The organism is Pseudonocardia endophytica (assembly GCF_004339565.1).
GTDB lineage: Bacteria > Actinomycetota > Actinomycetes > Mycobacteriales > Pseudonocardiaceae > Pseudonocardia > Pseudonocardia endophytica.
In genome coordinates, this window is sequence record NZ_SMFZ01000002.1 from 894,016 (window position 1) to 911,117 (window position 17,102).

Below are 17,102 nucleotides of genomic sequence, written 5' to 3' on the forward strand. Positions count from 1 at the left end.
TCCCGCCCCGACCCGGAGCCGACATGCCGCTACTGGTCTGCCAGACGTGTCCCCGTTACGACCCGGTGCACACCGGGTCGTTCGGCCGGGGCCTCGACGCCGCGCTCGTCGCGCATCCGGACGTGCGTGTGCGCCGGGTGCAGTGCCTGGGCGGATGTCCGGACGACGGCGTGGTCGCGGTCGACGGGATCGGCAAGGCGCGCGTGCGGTTCACCGGGCTCTCGCCCGACGACGCCGACGCGATCGTCGTCGCCGCCCGCGCCCACTCCGGGTCCGTCAGCGGTGCACCGGACGACTGGGAGATCCCGTCCGCACTCACCGACCGCCTGAGTGCGGTGACGTACAAGCGCCCGCCGGCCTGATCACCTGCCCACGTGGTGTGATCGCCTCACCCACCACCTCGGCGGCATCCACCGTGGGCCCCGGGTGGCCGTCGTCGAAGCACGGGAGGGCGACCAGATCCGGCTGGGGCGCACGATGCCTCCCGCCGCCCGGCCCGCGGTCGTCGCCGACGACGGGCGCGGTGGGAGGTCGCGCGTGAGCGTCGTCAGCCCGGACCGTCCGGGTGGGTGAGGTCGTAGGCGCGGGAGAGCTTCTTCGGGACGACCATGCGCCACGCGTCGACGACGAGCTCGCGTGCCTCCGTCGGCTCGAGCTCCGCGAGCTCGGCGACGACCCAGTTGAAACGCATCTCCGACGTCGACGGCATGTGGAACTTGTGCGGTTCACCGGCGACGAGTGACTCCCGCTCCTCCTTGGGGAACGCGAAGCCCATCACGCTCTCGTCGAGCGAGAACGCCACGTAGACGATCTGCTTGACGCGGAAACGCAGCTTGTCGCGCACGTACGCCTCGTAGGAGCGTTCGAGCCCGGTACCCAGCGGCCGGACGTCCTCGATCACCGCCATGCTCGCCCCCTTCGAATCGTGTGTACACAGGACAGACCGCACCGCCGGGCCGACATCATCGGTCGGGCTCCTGCCGGCGGGTGTCGAGAACGGGGAACCGGCTCCGTCCCCGGGGTACGAGCGGCCACGACGGCCGCACGACCTGGGAGGGAATCATCATGGCGCTCAAGCGCATGGACAACGTCGGCATCGTCGTCGACGACCTCGGGTCCGCGATCGCGTTCTTCGTCGAGCTCGGTATGGAGCTCGAGGGCGAGGCGCTGGTCGAGGGGCCGGACGTGGACCGGCTCGTCGCGCTCGACGGCGTCCGGTGCGACATCGCCATGGTCCGGACCCCGGACGGCCACTCGCGGCTCGAGCTGATGAGCTTCCGGTCGCCGACCGCCACCACGACCGAGCCGGGTGCGCCGACGAACACTCCGGGGATCCGTCGGGTGATGTTCGCCGTCGACGATATCCAGGACACCCTCGCCCGGCTGCGCGCGTACGGAGCCGAACCAGTGGGCGACGTCGTCCGGTTCGGCGGACACCTGCTCTGCAACGTGCGTGGTCCCGAGGGGATCCTCGTCGCGCTGGCCGAGGACGACGGTGCGGAGATGGTGGCCGTCGCGACGTGAGACGGTGGGTTCCGAGCCCTTTCCGGCGGCGTCGCTCCTCCTCGTGTCGAGAACGGCACGTCGGCTCCGTCCCCCGGGCACGAGCGGCCACCACGGCCGCATGATCTGGGAGGGAATCCGATGGCTGTCGCAGCCGACCTCGACCGTGCCACCGACTCTGCGTGGGACTGGGTCGCCGAGCAGGCCCGCACCTACATGGAGTCGGGCGGGACCGAGGGACATGAGAACGACGGGCTGTACACGCTCGTCCTCGCCACGACCGGACGCCGGACCGGCACGCCCCGCCGCACCGTCCTGATCTACGGCAGGTCGGGGGAGGACTACGTCGTCGTCGCGTCCAAGGGCGGTGCCGACGAGGACCCGGCCTGGTTCCTGAACCTCGTCGCCGAGCCGAGCGTCGGGGTGCAGGCAGGGACCCGGCGGTTCACCGGCCGCGCCCGCGTCGCGAGCCCGGCCGAGCGGGAGACGCTCTGGCCGCAGATGGCGAAGATCTTCCCGCTCTACGACGAGTACGCGCAGAAGACCGATCGCATGATCCCGGTCGTCCTTCTCACGCCGCAGGACTGACTACGTCAGGAGCGTCCGGATCCAGATGTCCCGCACCAGCTCGGCGTACTGCTCCGGGCTGTACCCGCGCGATGTGATCAGCAGGTAGTAGTCCGGGCCTCGCGGCACGCGGCGTCGGTGTGGCCGGCCTCGCGCAGCGAGTCCAGCAACGGGACCGTCCGGGGCAGCAGGCGGGCGAGGCCGTCGAACGCCGTGGAGATGGCCCGTCGTTGGCGCCGTAGCAGGAGAGAGCAGGGACGCGGAGCAGGTGACTCCGGACCCGTGCCTTTCAGCCGGCCTGCGCTCCCGGATGCTCCACGGTGGTGGACACGGGCTGCCGTGCGTCAGCCAGGTCCAGGCGACCGTCGGTGGCCTCGACACCCAGGCAGGAGTGGGCGGCCTGTCGAAGCATGGTCGCCGTCTGCGGCTCGGGCAGTCCGGGACTGTGGAAGAGGATCGACTGGATCGCGCCGATCGCGGCGTGCACGAGGAGCCGGCTTTCGCTGTCGGCCAGATCGGTCCTGATCGCGGCGACGGCGGTCGCCCACTCCTCGATGTAGAGGCGTTGCGCGCGTCGTAGCTGGCGGAGGTTGCGGGCGGGGAGGTTGCGGGCCTCGCGGTGGTAGACCTGCATGATGCGGCGGTCGTGGATGACGACGTCGACGTGGTTGCGGACGAGGCGGGTGACGGCCGTCCGGTCGTCGGGGGAGTCGTCGACGATCGATGCGGCCGAGGTGGTGAGGTTGTTCATCACGTCCTCGAGGAGCTCGGCGAGGATCGCGGCCTTGCTCTCGAAGTGCCGGTAGATCCCGGAGCCGACGATGCCGGCCGCGGTTCCGATGTCGGCCATGCCGACCGAGTGGTAGCCGCTGCGGGAGATGAGCTCGGCGGCCGACGTCAGGATGCGGGTTCTCCTGGCCGGGTCTCGACGCGGCTTCTGTTCCTGCGGCACCGACAGCTCCATCGACCTCGAACGTTGAGCGTGCGGGTGCCGGCGACCCGGATAGCTGGTCGCCGGCACCGTCAGCATGGTAGGTCAGCCGACCGGGATTCCCTGCGGGTCACCCAGCGGCCCGACCCCGTCGATCGGGATCGGCGGAGCCAGTCTGGTGGTGTCGGGCAGGACGTCGGAGACACCCGGCTTCTCGGTACGACAGCTCGCCCGGTAGGAGTCCACGTTCTCGCCGGCGGTGCCGGACGCCTGGTCCGCGAAGTAGGCGATCTGGGCGAACGCCTGCTGGGCGTTGCGGTGCAGATTGATGTCGTGCCCGGCGTCCGGTATCGCCGCGGCGCGGAAGCAGGACGCCGAGTTGTGCGCCGGGGCCTCCCAGTCACGCAGCCGGGTCGACGCGGCCTCCAGCTCTTCCGGGGACGCCGTCTGCGACGCGTCGGTGCTGCATTCCTGCTGGTTGGCGCCGCAGACGAGGGTGTCGAACTCACCGTTGACGGTGAACGTCGGGATGGTGATGTTCTTGTGCATCCCGTCGTACTCGGGTTCGGGGAAGGTGGCGAGCTCGGGCGCGGTCACGGTGTTGGCCAGCTCGTTGTCCTTCGCGATGACCGCGGGGTCGGCGTTCTCCTCGTGGTAGAGCGCCGGGATGTTGCGACTGCCTTGCCGGACCTGCAGGTAGCCCGGATCAGCCGCCCACGGTTCGGACGAGGTGACCGGGTCCAGGGCGGCCGGGCCACCGGTCAGGATCAGCGGCAGTGCGTTGATCGCGCCGACCCGGTCGGTGTAGCCGGTCGCGATGACCGCGTCGGTGTCGTTGTACAGAGCCGACTCGAACCAGGCGATCACCGAGCCGTAGGAGTGCCCGACCGTGGTGACGTGGTCGAAGGAGATGCCTCCGATGGCGCCGTCCTTCAGCTTCCCGATCAGCTGGTGAATCGTCTCCGCCTGCGCGGCGGTCGTGGTCAGCGCGCTGAGCGGGTGGTCCGAGCGTCCGTGTCCGACCCGGTCGATGTTCAGGGTCGCGTAACCGTGGTCGTTGAGGGCGTTGACCGCCGAGTAGGTCCCGGGCTGCAGCGGGAAGTCCCAGTAGTAGGTGCCGTAGGTGATGCCGTGCACCAGAACCAGCACCGCAGGTGGCTTGCCCTCCCGCGCGGAGCGCAGTGCCTGCTCGCTCATGCACAGCTCGCCGTAGATCGACGAGTCGACCGAGGGCTCTGGCAGGTTGAAGCCGGCCGTTCCGGGCACCGAGCTCCCCACCGGCGACGCCACGGCGGGCAGTTTCACCGGGATCTGCCCGGTGTACGGGCACGTCTTGTTCTCGGCCGCGGTCGGCGTGCCGTAGTCCCGGGCGGCAGGCTCGGCATCGGCCGCGGGGGCCGCGACCGACACTCCCACCATGCCTGCCAGGGCGAGCACGGCCGCTACGGCGACTGTGACGCAGCGGATCGATCGTCTCATCGTCAACCTTCCTGTCCGGGGCAGGATGTGAATCGTCGTTCTCTCAACTGCCGGAAACTCGACAAGATGCGCGTGTTGTGTAGCTCGATCGGGTGAATTCGGCCGCGTGACGTGAACGATGATCACTAGGCCGCCGCCGTGGGTGGCTCGGGCCCACGGTTCGGTGCCGCGGCGCGCTCGTCGGCCGTGGCCGGCGCCGGAGCTGGGTGTAGGCACGTCGGTCGCCCCGGGGACGGCCACGCCCGGCACCGGACGCGCAGCACGGACGACCCGGTCCGGTACCGCCGGCGCCGCCATCCGGCTGCGGGCCGCGGACGGGTCGCACGTAACCGGACGTACGTCGCGATCGTTACCTCGTGCACCAGAGCAGTGCTGCTCGAGGAGGGACCATGGCTCGTGGCGAGACGGCGGTCGCGGATCGCGACCACCTGGCCGACGCGGCGCGTCGGCTGCGGATGACGGCGAACCTGGACGTGACCTTCCGTGGAAGGTTCGCGACCGACCGCCGCTCGTTCACCCTGGCCAGCCTGTACGGATGCCGGACCGCGGCGCTGCGCGGCCTGTCGATCCAGCCCGGCGCGGGCGTCGGCGGGAAAGCGATGGCCCAGGTCCGACCGGTCACCGTCGACGACTACACACGCGCCGACGACATCAGTCACCAGTACGACCGCGCGGTCGGTGCGGAGGGCATCCGGGCGATGCTCGCCGTGCCGGTGCGCACCGAGCACGGCGTCGTCGGCGTCCTCTACGGGGGGATCCGCACGACACAGACGATCGGTGAGCCGGTCGTCCGGCAGGCGGTGCGGCTCGCCCGCGAGGCCGAGTTCCGCATCGCGGTCGACGAGATCGTCGAGCGGCGGTTGGCCGAGGTCGCACCACTGCGCGCCGGCGGAGACGGCCTCGCCGACCAGAACGGGGTCGACCGGGAGCGACTGCGCGAGGTGCAGGCCGAGCTGCTCGAGATCGCCCACGCGGCGCCGGACTCCTCGACCCGGCAGCGGCTGTCCGCGCTGTCGCGCCGGATCGTCGACCCGATCGAGAACACCCCGACCCCGGGGGATCCGAATCCCGAGCCGGTCGTCCGGCTGTCCGAGCGCGAGGTGGACGTGCTCATCCAGGTCGCGGTGGGCTGCAACAACGCCGAGATCGGGCGCAGGCTCTCGATCCTGCCCACCACGGTGAAGTCCTACCTGCAGAGCGCCATGCGCAAGCTCGACGCCCACAACCGGGTGGAGGCGGTCTGCACCGCACGCCGGCTGGGACTGATCCCCTAGCGGGCCGATCCGTCCCGAGCCGGTCACCTCCGATAGGAGGTGGTGGGTGATGGCGTGCCGCGCGAACCTCGTTGCGTCACAAGACGCTCCCCGCGCAGCCCGCATCCCCGACGCCGTCCCGAAGGCCTGATGCCGGTGACGGCTGCGCTCGAGACATCGGAGTCAAACGTTGAGAGTGTTGAAAGCACTGGCGGCCTCGAGAAGGGCACGGGTCGTCGTCGCGCTGGGCGTGGTCGGTGCCGTCGCGCTGAGCACCGGACCCGCGCTGGCCGAGAGCTCGTCGTCCGCCGGTTCCCCGGCCGCGGAGTCGAGCAGCTCGCGCGACTACGGCACGCCGACCGCCGAGCCGGGCAAGGTCTGCCCGTTCACCGGTGACATCCCGGTGTCCGTCCCTGCGGTGAACTCCCCGGTCGGTGCTCCCGAGGTCGGTGTCGGTGGGCTGTCGTTGCCGGCCCCGGCCGTACCGTCCTACCTCTACGGTGAGCTCTGCATGAGCGAGTCGTCACTGGCCTCGGCCCGCGACGGCAAGCCTCCGGCGGTGCTGGTTCTCGTGCACGGCATCACCTACGGAACGTGGTACTGGGACCTGCCCTACGAGTCGGACACCTACTCGGCCGTCGACTACATCACGAAGCACGGCTACGCGACGCTGAACATCGACCGGCTCGGCGAGGGACGTAGCGACCACCCGGCCAGCGCGCTGGTGACGAACGACACGAACGCCGAGACGGTGCACCAGCTGGTACAGAAGCTGCGCGGCGGTGAGATCGGTGAGATCCCGTTCGGGCACGTCGGTCTGGTGGGGCATTCGTACGGCACGGTGACGACCTGGCTCGAGACGGCGAAGCACAACGATGCCGACATGGTCATCGGGACCGGGTACGGCAACCGGTTCAAAGCCGACGCCGGGGTGCAGCTGTTCTCCGGACTCCAGCCCGCGAGCACCGTCCCGGTGACCGCGGGCGAGCCGTGGGCCCTCGACCCCGGTTACCTGCAGCCGCGGCCCGGTTCCCGGGCGGAACCGCTCTACAACGTCGAGAACACCGATCCCGGTGTCATGGCCACGGACGAGAAGCTCGCGAACACGGTCACCGCCGAGGAACTCGGCCTGTTCGCCGTGCGTGAGTACGACGGCACGGCCAAGAACATCAAGATCCCGACGTTCCTGGTCAACGGCGAGAAGGACACGATCTTCTGCGGGCCGAACGAGATCGCCTGCACCACCTCCGGCACGACCGAGGACGGGCCCGAGGCGCTGGAGGAGAAGGCCGAGGCCCTGCAGCAGTACGAGGCGCCGGGCTTCGGCCCGCAGGCATGCCTGCGGGCGGCGTCGATCCCCGACATGGGGCACGACACGAACCTCCACCTCAACGCGCAGCAGACGTTCGCCCAGATCGTCTACTTCGCCGACCAGGCCATGGGGACGGGCGGCGAGAAGTCGGCCGACTACCGGGCGAACTGCGCCACCGGCAGGCCCTCGCTGTCCGACCGGCTCCCGGAGACCGGACGGGTGGTCCCGCCGACCGACCTGCTCGGTTCCTAGCGCGGACGCTCCGGCACGCGTGTGCGGCTCCGGCTACCTCGGCTCCCGAGGTGCCGGAGCCGACCGGCCCGGCGCGCCGATGGCCGGTGTGGCGATCGGGGCGCGTGCGGCGTCCCGACCTGCTCGTCGGACAGAGGGGCCGGCCACTCACCGGAGCGGCCGGCCCCGCCGTCGCCGACCGGGAGCGGCGTGGCGGCGGGCAGACGGTTCAGAGCTCGCCCCGCACCTGCACGGCCGCCTCCACCAGCGCGCGGAGCTTGCCGTCGACCGATGCCCGGGGCAGGTACTTGAACCCGCAGTCGCTCGCGACGACCAGCTTCGTGGTGTCGACGTGCGGCAGGGCGCGCCGGATCCGCGCGGCCACCGTCTCGACCGACTCCACCTCCGGCGTGGACAGGTCGAGCACGCCGAGGATGATGCCCTTGCCGCGCAGCGGCTCGAGCGCGGCCGGGTCGAGCCCCGACTGGGCGGTCTCGACCGAGACGTGGTCGACGGGCGTGTCGGCGAGCTCGGCGAGGAACGAGTACCCCTCCGGCCGCTCGTGGATGATCGCGGCGTAGCCGAAGCAGATGTGCAGCGCGGTCGGGCCGGGTGCGCCCTCGAGCGCGCGGGAGACGGCCTCGGCCCCGTACGCCCGAGCGGCGTCCGGCCGCGCCTGCAGGTACGGCTCGTCGATCTGGACGACGTCGGCGCCCGCGGCGAACAGGTCCGCGATCTCGGCCCGGACGACGTCGGCGTAGGCGAGCGCGAGCGAGCGGTCGTCCGGGTAGTGGTCGTTCTGCGCCTGCTGGGACATGGTGAACGGCCCCGGGACCGTCATCTTCACCGTGCGGTCGGTCGCGGCGCGCAGGAACGCCGTGTCCCGCACCTGGATCGCCTCGGGCCGGCGGATGTCTCCGGCCACCCGCGGCACCGGGTTGGGATGGCCGGAGCGGTCCAGCGCGGTCCCCGGGTTGTCCAGGTCGACGCCCGCGAGGGCGGCGGCGAAGTGGTTGGAGTACGACTCGCGACGGATCTCGCCGTCGGTGACGACGTCGATTCCCGCGTCCTCCTGCGCGCGGATCGCCAGCAGCGTCGCGTCGTCCTGGGCCTCGGCGAGGTGCTCGGGCGCCACCCGCCACAGCTCCCTCGCCCGCACCCGCGGAGGGAACCGGCCGGCGAGCTTGTCCCGGTCGATGAGCCAGTCGGGCTGGGGCATGCTGCCGACGATCGACGTGGGCAGCAGCGGGCGTTCAGGTGTCATCGGTGACCTCCGCCGATCGTGGTCGTGCGTGCCGCGGGTCCTCAGTGCCGCAGGCCGGCCTGCTTCAACAGCGGCATGACCCGCTCACCGAAGTACTTCAGCTCCTCGTTGTAGTCGATCAGACCGAAGATCATGCCCTCCATGCCGGCCTCGTTGAGCCTGCCGAGCTCCTCGGTGACCTGCTCCGGGGTGCCGACGATCGGGTAGCCGCCCCATCCGGCGATGAACCGCTCCTGCATCTTCTTCACGGCGTGGTCGAAGGACTTGCTCTCGCCGGAGCCCGCGATGCTGATGACGTTGCCGGCGGCGCCCCAGTCGCCCTCGTCGACGACCTGCTGGAACGCGCGCTTCGCCTCCTCTTCGGTGTCCCGGCAGACCACCAGCCCGTAGGTCATCACCTGGATGTCGCGCTGGTAGTCGTCGCGGGCCTTGGCGCGGACCTTGTCGGTGTAGCCCCGGATGTTCTCCAGGGTGTCCAGCGAGGCGAAGTTGATGTCGACGTTGCGGGCCGAGAACTCGATGCCCGCGGGCGAGTTGCCGGCGTTGAGCAGCGCGGGACGCGGTGCCTGGTGCGGCTTCGGGTAGGCCTCCAGCAGCTCGCCGTCGAAGAACTCGGTGTGCATGCTGAACGTGCCCTCCTCGGTCCAGAGGCGGGTCGCGAAGTCGATCCAGTCCTGGCCGAACGCGTAGCGCTGGTCGTGCTCGCGCTGCTCGGAGCCGAACATCTCCATCTCCGGCGGCACCCACCCCATCACCAGGTTGAGCGCGAAGCGCCCGCCGGAGATGTGGTCGATCGTGGTGGCGGCCTTGGCCGCGACGATCGGGTGCACGGTCGGCAGGTGCGACGTCGAGGCGACGCAGATCCGTTCGGTCGCCTCCGCGAGGCCCGCGGCCCACGCGTAGGTCTCGAAGCAGTTGCCGTTGAAGTTCGTCGACCCGCCGAACCCCTTCCAGCGCGCCACCGGGACGAGGACGTCGAACCCGAGATCGTCCGCGCGCGTCGCGATCTCCCGGGTGTGCTCCCAGGTGATCTTGTAGGTGCTCGGCGCGTGGCTCATGATCAGCCCGTAGGAGCAGTTGGTCCCGAACAGGCCGAGCTTCATCTTCTGGTCGCCGAACAGCGGGTTGGTCTGCGTGCGGTCGACCAGTGGCCGGGTCTCCTCCGGGGGGCGCGGGTCGGTGGGGTTGAGGCCGAGGCGCTCGTTGGCGGTCACGGTCATCGGGTCTCCTTGGACGCGGGAACGGTCGGTGCGGGGGAGGGGAGCGGTGGGTCAGCCGAGCTGGAACGGGTCCCGGGTGCCACCGGTCAGCTCGACGAACACCGACTTGTTCTCGGTGTACTCGTTGATCGCGTCGACGCCGTTCTCGCGGCCGATGCCGCTGGCGCCGAAGCCACCGAACGGCATGTTCGGTGCGATGACCCGGTAGGCGTTGATCCAGACCGTGCCCGCGCGCAGCTTCGCGGCGACCCGGTGGGCGCGGTGCACGTCCTTCGTCCAGACGGCGCCGGCCAGGCCGTACGGGGTGTCGTTGGCGAGCTTGAGCGCCTCGTCCTCGTCGGTGAACGTGTAGGCGGCGAGCACCGGGCCGAACACCTCGTCGCGCACGACGGTGTGCTCCGGCGTCACGCCGGTGACGACGGTGGGCTGCACGAACAGTCCCCCGCGCTCGGGGTCGGGGCCGCCGCCGCAGGCGAACGTGGCGCCCTCGTCGGCGGCGCCGCGCAGGAAGCCCATGACCTTCTCGTACTGGGGCCGGTTCGCGACCGGGCCCATCTCGGTGGCCGCCTCGGTGGGGTCGCCCAGCACGATCGCGCGTGCACGCTGGGCCACCTTCTCGACGAGAGCGTCGTGCACGTCGGCGTGCACGAGCAGCCGGGATCCGGCCATGCACGTCTGGCCGGTCGCGGCGAAGACGCCGGCGACCAGGCCGTTGGCGGCGGCGTCCAGGTCCGCGTCGGGGAACACGATCTGCGGGGACTTGCCGCCCAGCTCGAGGGTAACGCGGTTGACGTTCGCGCCCGCGGCCTGGGCGACGCGGGCGCCGGTCGCGGTCGATCCGGTGAACGCGACCTTGTCGACGCCGGTGTGACCGGACAGTGCCTCGCCGGTCGCCCGGTCCCATCCGGTGACGACGTTGAGCACGCCCGCCGGGAGGCCCGCCTCGTGCAGGATCTCGGCGAAGGCCACGGTCGACGCCGGGGAATGCTCGGACGGCTTGGCCACCAGCGTGCACCCGGCCGCTAGTGCGGGGGCGAGCTTGAAGGTCAGCAGCAGCAGCGGCGAGTTCCACGGCGTGATCGCCCCGACGACCCCGACCGGCTCGCGCACGGTGTAGCCGAAGTAGTTCGGGTTGACCGGCGGGACGGTGCGCCCCTCGATCTTGTCGGCCAGCCCGGCGAAGTAGTGGTACCACTGCGGCAGCGCGTGCAGCTGGCCGAGCATCTCGCGCAGCAGCTTGCCCGAGTCGTTGACCTCGAGGCGCGCGAGCCGCTCGGCGTTCGCGGCGATCGCGTCCCCGCAGCGGCGCAGGATCGCGGAGCGCGCGAAGCCGGTCATGGCTCCCCACTCGCCGTCGAACGCGGCCCGCGCCGAGGCCACGGCGTCGTCGACGTCCTCCGGCCCGCCGTCGGCCAGGCGCGCCCACGCGTCGCCGGTGTAGGGGTTCTGCGACTCGAACGTCCGGCCGGAACGCGCACCGACGGACCTGCCGTCGATGAACAGGCCGAACTCTTCCTGTGCTGTCGTCATCGACATCTCCTGCGACCGATGGGAACCACGGCTGCCGTGGCGCCGACGACGCTAGGGACGTCCGGGAACGTGCCCTATCCGCTGACCGCCGCGGGAACAGCCGTTCCGCGCGGGTACCCGTCCGTGGCACGCCGTGGTGGAAGAGATCGGCACTCAGCGGCTGTTCGGCTGCGCCGCGCGGCTGGTAAGGGGATCCCCCGTCGGTCTACGTTGGAGGTTCCGCACGGCACGAGGAGGTGTCGCACGATGGACCCTGGCTCCCCGGACACGGCGGTCGCACCGTTGCCGACGCTCGCGCGCTTCCCGGTCCTGGCGACCGGCAACCTGGACCAGGCCCGCGAGGCGGTCGCCCGTGTCTATCTCGACCACACGCTGACCGCGGCGGGCGACGACCTGAGCATGAGGCTCAACGCGACCTCGGACCGGATGTTCACGTTCGGCTACCTGACCTACATGTCGTCGGCCAAGCTCGTCATGCCGCCGACCGAGGACACGTACCACGTCAACATCACCGTCGCGGGCACCACGGCGGCGACCCGCGGCGACGGGCTGCGCGGCAGCACGCACGGCCGGTCGTCGGGGCTGGTGCTGCTGCCGGACAAGACGAACACGGTGCGCTGGTCGCCGGACGCCGAGCAGTACATCCTCAAGATCCCGCGCACGAGCCTCGAGAGCCACCTGAGCGCCCTGCTCGACCGGACCGTCCACGAGGTCGTCGACTTCGACTTCGGCCTCGACCTCACGACCCCGGCAGGCCGGACGCTGCTCGCGTCCGTCGACTTCCTGGCCCGCGAGCTGGACCGGCCCGGCGGGCTCGCCGACATGCCGATCGCCCGCGAGCAGCTGGAGGCGTTCGTCATGACGCAGCTGCTGCACGCCGGCAGGCACCCTTACAGCGACGAGCTGTCCGAGCCCGGCACCGCGGCGCGCGCGGTCAGGCTGCGGCCGGTGCTGAACCACATGGAACAGCACGTCGACCGGCCTCTGACGCCGCAGGACCTCGCACGGGTCGGGTGCATGAGCGTGCGGACCCTGCACGCGACGTTCCAGCAGGAGCTCGGCTGCTCCCCGATGACCCACCTGCGGCGGCTCCGGCTCGGACACGTCCGCGAGGAGCTCCTGCGCGGGGACCCGGGCACGGTGCGGGTCACCGACGTCGCGCTGCGGTGGGGCTTCTTCCACCAGAGCCGGTTCGCCCAGCAGTACCGGGAGCGGTTCGGTGAACTGCCGCGGGACACGCTGCGCGGCACCGACCCGGCCTGACGGCCCCTGGTGCGCGTGCGCGAACGGCTGCCGTCGGGCCGCGGGGAGCACCGGTGGGCGGCAGCTGGTTGCCGACGTCGTGGCGGGCCCTGTCTCGCGACGGCCGCGCCATAATCCGCATATGCAGCGTGGTGCGTGTGGTGGCTCGGCGGGGTCGAGGTAGGGCCGGTGGGGCGGAGCGTCCTGTCGGTCGGCGCCTCGGAGCGCGCGGAGCTCCGCCGGTTGCTGGACACCGTCGGCGCCCTGCGCCACGTCCGGCGATGCCTGTTGGTCCTCGACGGCGCGGACGGGCCACAGGTGTCCGGCAGCGTGGACGGCGTCCCGGCGTCGGTCGAGTCGGTGCCGGCGTCGCTGCCGCGGGAGCTCGACGGTCCCCGGCGTGTGGAGGTCGGGTGGGCCGCGCCGGTGGTCGTGGCGGGGGACGTGGTCGGAGCTGTCCTCGCCGAGTGTGAGGACGACGCCGACGCCCGGGAGGTCGCGGTCGCGGTGGCGGGCGCGACGGCGGACGTCCTCGCGTCCTCGGTCGCCGGCCTGGACCGGGTCGCGGCGCTCCGGGCCCTGGTCGAGGTCGCCACGCAGTTGCACGCGGTCGAGGCGGACACCGACGCGGTGCTGGAGTTCATCGTCGACCGGGCCCACGAGCTGATCGGCGCCGACGCGACGTGGCTGGCGCTGGCGGACTTCGAGCGCCAGGAGTCCGGCGTGACCGCGATCCGTGGCGCGCGCACCGCCGAGCTGGCCGCGCTGCGGGTCCGGCTGGGCGACGGGATCACCGGCCTGGCCTGGTCGGCGGGTGACGTGGTCACGCTGCACGACGAGGACCACACCGACGACCGGCTCTCGCCGCAGGCCCGTGAGTGCCTGCGCGGCGAGGGCATCGTGTCCATGGTCTGCGCGCCCCTGTTCCATCACGGCGCGTTGATCGGCAACCTGCTGGTCGGGTTCCGGCGACGGACGTCGATGCCGCGCGATGTCGAGTACCTGCTGAGCGCGCTCGCCAGTCAGGCGGTGCTGACGATCGCGAACTCCCGGCTCTACGCGTCGCTGCGCACGCGGAACGACCTGCTGCAGCGGCACTCCGAGCTGAGCAGGCGCCTCAGCGACGCGTCGCTGTCCGGCGGTGGCCGGCACGCCGTCGCGACCGAGCTCGCCCGAGCGATCGGCAGCGACATCGTCGTCGAACGGGACCAGGACCCGAGCGCGTGGTGCTATCCGGCGGACGGCTCGCCGCCCGGTGACGCCGGTCCTGTCACGGCAGGCACGGCCGCCGCGCGGGCGTCGGCGATCATGGCTGGCGGGCAGCATCTCGGTCGGGTGCGGCTGGCCGAGCGGAGGGCGCCGACCGACTTCGAGCGGTCGGCGCTGAGCCTGGGGGCGACCGCGATCGCACTCGAGCTCGTCAAGGAGGCCGCGGCCCTGGAGGCCGAGTGGCGGGTGCGGGGCGAGCTGCTCGAGGAGATGCTGCGGGCCGGCGACACGCGCCCGGAGAGCCTGCGCCGCCGCGCGCGGCAGGCGGGATTCGACGTCACCACCCCCTGTGTCGTCGCGGTGGTGGAGGCGCTGTCGGGCACGGACCGCGATCCGATGCTCGCGATGTTCCGCGCGGCGGGCACGATCGACGGTGTCCTCGTCGGTACGCGCGGTTCTCAGGTCGTCGTCGCGCTGGCGCAGCGGCACGGGCCGCGGCCCTGGATCCAGCAGCAACTGGACCGCGCCCGCGCCAAGGGTCTGGCGCTCGCGGCCGGGATGAGCGAACCGCGCACCGATCTGGCTCACGCGTTGAACGAGGCGGTGGCCGCGCTCAAGATGGCCAGGAACGCCACCACACCGGCGGTCGTCGTCGACGCGGCGGCGCTCGGCCCGCTACGCATCCTCCTGGACGTCGACGACACGTCCAGGATCGTCGACCTGGTCAGCCGCACGCTGGGGCCGGTCGCCGCCCACGACCGCCACCGGAACGGGGAACTCCTGGACACGCTCCGGACCTTCCTCGACGCCGGCGGGAACCACCCGGTGACGGCCGAGCGCTGCAGCGTGCACCTGAACACGGTCAAGTACCGGCTGGCCAAGGCCGGGGACCTCCTGGGCCGCCCACTCTCGGATCCCGCGACGCGTTTCGAGCTCTCCCTCGCGTTCGGAGCGTGGGACGTCCTCGACACGCTCGGGATCTCGCCGTGGACCGACGACGCCGGCGGCCCACCGTTGGCCTGAAGCGCCAACATTTCTCGTCGTGGTTCGTCCTCTCCGACCATGGTTCCTCGCGACCGGGCGGCGCATCGTCGGCGTGCCAGGGATGACGGGTCGCCATCGAGAGGGACGGGACATGAGCGCCGCAACGCAGCCGCAGGGGCCGAACGGCACGATGCCGACGGTCGTCGGAGTCCGCGTTCTCTCGGCGCACGCCGGGTTCATCACCGGTGGAACGGCGCTCGTCGAGGTGGAGGGCACCGGCGCCCGCCTCACGCTCAACGGCGCCGACGTGACCTCCGACCTGATCGCGGGCCGCGGGCTGGTGTCCGGCTTCGCGGACGGGGAGAACGTGCTGCGGGCCGAGGCCGACGGCGAGCAGGCCGTCGCCACGGTGTGCAACAGGCCGGTGGAGGGACCGCTGTTCAGTGGCCCCCACCTGCACCCGTGGCTGGTCACCACCCAGGACAACGGGTTGGGTGCCCCGGTCGACGAGCACGGGAACGCGCCGTCACGGATCGATCACCACTACATGAGCGTCCGGACGGGAACGTTCGAGGCCTACGACCCGCAGGATCCCCCGGATCCGGACGAGGTGGCCGCGACCACGACCGACGACGGGGTGACGGTCCCCTACGTCGTGCGGCGCGAGCTCGGGAGCGCGAACCGGGGGCTCTTCGAGCTGGCGGTGCTCTGCGATCCGGCGCGACCGTGGTCGCCGACGGCGCCCCAGGACGGGTGGAACCACAAACTGTGGATCTACTCCTACGGCGGGTGGAACCAGCACTGGTCGCAGAGCTCCTTCGAGCTGCCCCCGATCCCGCCCGGCGCGAAGGGTCCGCTCGCCGACCCCAGCCGCCCGGCCCCCCGCCAGACGGTGTTGAACGACATGGGGCTGCGGCGCGGGTTCATGGTGGCCCGCACCACGCTGATGCAGTCCCGCACCAACTCCGACACCGTGCGCGCCGCCGAGTCGCTGGTGATGCTCAAGGAACACGTCGTCAAGAACTACGGGACGATCCGCTACACGTTCGGATCGGGAGCCTCCGGCGGCTCGATCATGCAACAGATGATCGCCAACCAGTACCCGGGGATCTTCCAGGGCATCATCCCGATGTCGAGCATCCACTCCTCCTGGTACCTCCCGTCGGTGATCAACGAATGCCGGTTGCTCGCCCGCTACTTCACCGAGACCTCCCCGGAGCTGTGGAGCGAGGAGAGCGAGCGGCTGGCCGTCGACGGTCACCGCAGCGAGGAGGTCCGCGCCTTCTTCAACGAGGTGTTCGGCGCCCCGCTCACGGCCGGCAACGACGCGCGAACCGGCACCGGGCTACCGCCGGAGCAGACCTACCATCCCGAGGACCACCCGTCCGGGGCGCGCGGGACCCTGCAGGACTACCACGTCAACTACCTCGGTCGCCGCCCGCGTTCCGTGTGGACCTCGGCCGAGCGGGCCGCGGGCCGCGGCTTCGCCCACCACCCGTGGGACAACACCGGCGTCCAGTACGGCCTCGCCGCGCTGCTCGACCGGACGATCAGCGTCGAGCAGTTCGTCGACCTCAACGAGAAGGTCGGCGGCGTCGACCTGGACGGCGTGCTCGTCGCCGAGCGCACCGACGCCGACCCGGAGGGCATCGCCCGCCTGCACCGCTGCGGGCTGGTCAACGACTACGCGCACATGGACACCGTCGCGATCCTCGACCTGCGCAACCCCGAGCACGAGGACCCCATCCGCACCCACACGCAGTTCCACACCTGGGTGACCCGTGCCGGCCTGCTCGCCGCCCACGGCCACGCCGACAACCACGTCGCCTGGATCGTGCCCGGGTTCTCGACCGGCAGCGTGCCCACCGAGGCCGCCTTCCTGGCCATGGACCTCTGGCTCGCGGCCGTGGAGCGCGACACCGGGTCGCGCACGCCGGCCGAGAAGGTCGCGGCGAACAGGCCGGACGACGTCACCGACGGGATCCGGACGCTCGAGGGCGACCAGCGCGGCGATCTCGCCGCCTACCGGCGCACCTACCCCTCCTACGGCGACGCCCGCCTCGTCGCCGCATGCGGAGACCTGCGCGCGTACCGGGTGTCGAAGCCGCAGCTCAGGCCGCTGCGGCGGGACGACTACCCGGGCGTCGTCTTCACCGACGACCAGTGGCGTCGCCTCGAGGACGCCTTCCCGCTGGGCGTCGCCGACTGGGCCGCACCGGGCGTCGGCGCGACGCCGTCCGTGCCATGGCTGACCTACCAGGACGGCCCAGGCGGTCAGCCCCTGCTGCCGTGAGGCTCCGCCCGACGTCGCGGATCCGGACACCCACCCGTCAGCCCCACCCGCGCGCCCGCGCGCGGTCGCACGTCCCGAGTCCAC

At 71.5% G+C, this 17,102-nt stretch carries 14 protein-coding genes; 8 read left to right on the plus strand and 6 right to left on the minus strand.

The annotated features are described in order from the left end of the window. The first annotated feature begins 23 nt into the window (after nt 1-23). Nucleotides 24-362 carry a DUF1636 family protein gene (locus EV378_RS23065; RefSeq protein ID WP_132429535.1) on the plus strand — a complete coding sequence of 113 codons (339 nt, stop codon included), beginning with the start codon at nt 24-26 and terminating at the stop codon, nt 360-362. Nucleotides 363-547: 185 nt separating this feature from the next. Here EV378_RS23065 and EV378_RS23070 read toward each other — a convergent pair whose 3' ends face one another. Continuing rightward, nucleotides 548-907 carry an MmcQ/YjbR family DNA-binding protein gene (locus EV378_RS23070; RefSeq protein ID WP_132429536.1) on the minus strand — a complete coding sequence of 120 codons (360 nt, stop codon included), beginning with the start codon at nt 905-907 and terminating at the stop codon, nt 548-550. Nucleotides 908-1,065: 158 nt separating this feature from the next. Here EV378_RS23070 and EV378_RS23075 point away from each other — a divergent pair, with 158 nt between their 5' ends. After that, nucleotides 1,066-1,524, plus strand: coding sequence for a VOC family protein (locus EV378_RS23075; protein ID WP_132429537.1), 459 nt, complete (start codon nt 1,066-1,068; stop codon nt 1,522-1,524). A 120-nt stretch (nt 1,525-1,644) separates the two neighbouring features. Then, nucleotides 1,645-2,091: a nitroreductase family deazaflavin-dependent oxidoreductase gene (locus EV378_RS23080; RefSeq protein ID WP_132429538.1), complete on the plus strand. Its 447-nt coding sequence runs from the start codon at nt 1,645-1,647 to the stop codon at nt 2,089-2,091. Between the two features lie 268 nt (nt 2,092-2,359). On the opposite strand, the gene EV378_RS23085 is transcribed toward EV378_RS23080, so the two are convergent. Both EV378_RS23085 and EV378_RS23090 read right to left on the minus strand, forming a co-directional pair. Further along, complete coding sequence (locus tag EV378_RS23085) at nt 2,360-3,022, minus strand: TetR/AcrR family transcriptional regulator (protein ID WP_132429539.1); 663 nt, start codon at nt 3,020-3,022, stop codon at nt 2,360-2,362. Nucleotides 3,023-3,106: 84 nt separating this feature from the next. Continuing rightward, on the minus strand, nt 3,107-4,480 hold the full coding sequence (locus EV378_RS23090) for an alpha/beta hydrolase (protein ID WP_165922435.1): 1,374 nt from the start codon (nt 4,478-4,480) through the stop codon (nt 3,107-3,109). Between the two features lie 389 nt (nt 4,481-4,869). Here EV378_RS23090 and EV378_RS23095 point away from each other — a divergent pair, with 389 nt between their 5' ends. Further along, nucleotides 4,870-5,754 (plus strand): helix-turn-helix transcriptional regulator, encoded by an 885-nt coding sequence (locus EV378_RS23095; protein ID WP_132429541.1) that lies wholly within the window; start codon nt 4,870-4,872, stop codon nt 5,752-5,754. A 178-nt stretch (nt 5,755-5,932) separates the two neighbouring features. Beyond that, entirely contained in the window at nt 5,933-7,297 is a 1,365-nt protein-coding gene (locus EV378_RS23100; protein WP_165922436.1) for an alpha/beta hydrolase, read from the plus strand. Nucleotides 7,298-7,505: 208 nt separating this feature from the next. Here the strand turns inward: EV378_RS23100 and EV378_RS23105 are convergent, their stop codons facing one another. The 3 genes from EV378_RS23105 to EV378_RS23115 are packed head-to-tail and all read right to left on the minus strand — an operon-like array spanning nt 7,506 to nt 11,290. Continuing rightward, nucleotides 7,506-8,540, minus strand: a complete 1,035-nt coding sequence (locus EV378_RS23105; protein ID WP_132429543.1) for a uroporphyrinogen decarboxylase family protein — start codon at nt 8,538-8,540, stop codon at nt 7,506-7,508. Nucleotides 8,541-8,581: 41 nt separating this feature from the next. Further along, nucleotides 8,582-9,760, minus strand: coding sequence for an LLM class flavin-dependent oxidoreductase (locus EV378_RS23110; RefSeq protein ID WP_132429544.1), 1,179 nt, complete (start codon nt 9,758-9,760; stop codon nt 8,582-8,584). Nucleotides 9,761-9,811: 51 nt separating this feature from the next. After that, on the minus strand, nt 9,812-11,290 hold the full coding sequence (locus tag EV378_RS23115; protein WP_207908838.1) for an aldehyde dehydrogenase: 1,479 nt from the start codon (nt 11,288-11,290) through the stop codon (nt 9,812-9,814). A gap of 246 nt (nt 11,291-11,536) precedes the next feature. Between EV378_RS23115 and EV378_RS23120 the strand changes: the two genes are divergently transcribed. From EV378_RS23120 to EV378_RS35480, 3 genes are all read left to right on the plus strand, one after another. Beyond that, nucleotides 11,537-12,553 carry an AraC family transcriptional regulator gene (locus EV378_RS23120; protein WP_132429546.1) on the plus strand — a complete coding sequence of 339 codons (1,017 nt, stop codon included), beginning with the start codon at nt 11,537-11,539 and terminating at the stop codon, nt 12,551-12,553. Nucleotides 12,554-12,721: 168 nt separating this feature from the next. Then, entirely contained in the window at nt 12,722-14,764 is a 2,043-nt protein-coding gene (locus EV378_RS23125; protein ID WP_132429547.1) for a helix-turn-helix domain-containing protein, read from the plus strand. Nucleotides 14,765-14,876: 112 nt separating this feature from the next. Beyond that, entirely contained in the window at nt 14,877-17,018 is a 2,142-nt protein-coding gene (locus EV378_RS35480) for a DUF6351 family protein (protein ID WP_165922437.1), read from the plus strand. Nucleotides 17,019-17,102: the final 84 nt, after the last annotated feature.

Excerpts from the sequence above, each read along its gene's own strand:
- EV378_RS35480 (WP_165922437.1), top strand. The coding sequence starts at position 14,877 with ATGAGCGCCGCAACGCAGCCGCAGGGGCCGAACGGCACGATGCCGACG.
- EV378_RS23070 (WP_132429536.1), bottom strand. The coding sequence starts at position 907 with ATGGCGGTGATCGAGGACGTCCGGCCGCTGGGTACCGGGCTCGAACGC.
- EV378_RS23065 (WP_132429535.1), top strand. The coding sequence starts at position 24 with ATGCCGCTACTGGTCTGCCAGACGTGTCCCCGTTACGACCCGGTGCAC.
- EV378_RS23075 (WP_132429537.1), top strand. The coding sequence starts at position 1,066 with ATGGCGCTCAAGCGCATGGACAACGTCGGCATCGTCGTCGACGACCTC.
- EV378_RS23115 (WP_207908838.1), bottom strand. The coding sequence starts at position 11,290 with ATGACGACAGCACAGGAAGAGTTCGGCCTGTTCATCGACGGCAGGTCC.
- EV378_RS23110 (WP_132429544.1), bottom strand. The coding sequence starts at position 9,760 with ATGACCGTGACCGCCAACGAGCGCCTCGGCCTCAACCCCACCGACCCG.
- EV378_RS23080 (WP_132429538.1), top strand. The coding sequence starts at position 1,645 with ATGGCTGTCGCAGCCGACCTCGACCGTGCCACCGACTCTGCGTGGGAC.
- EV378_RS23105 (WP_132429543.1), bottom strand. The coding sequence starts at position 8,540 with ATGACACCTGAACGCCCGCTGCTGCCCACGTCGATCGTCGGCAGCATG.
- EV378_RS23120 (WP_132429546.1), top strand. The coding sequence starts at position 11,537 with ATGGACCCTGGCTCCCCGGACACGGCGGTCGCACCGTTGCCGACGCTC.
- EV378_RS23090 (WP_165922435.1), bottom strand. The coding sequence starts at position 4,480 with ATGAGACGATCGATCCGCTGCGTCACAGTCGCCGTAGCGGCCGTGCTC.
- EV378_RS23095 (WP_132429541.1), top strand. The coding sequence starts at position 4,870 with ATGGCTCGTGGCGAGACGGCGGTCGCGGATCGCGACCACCTGGCCGAC.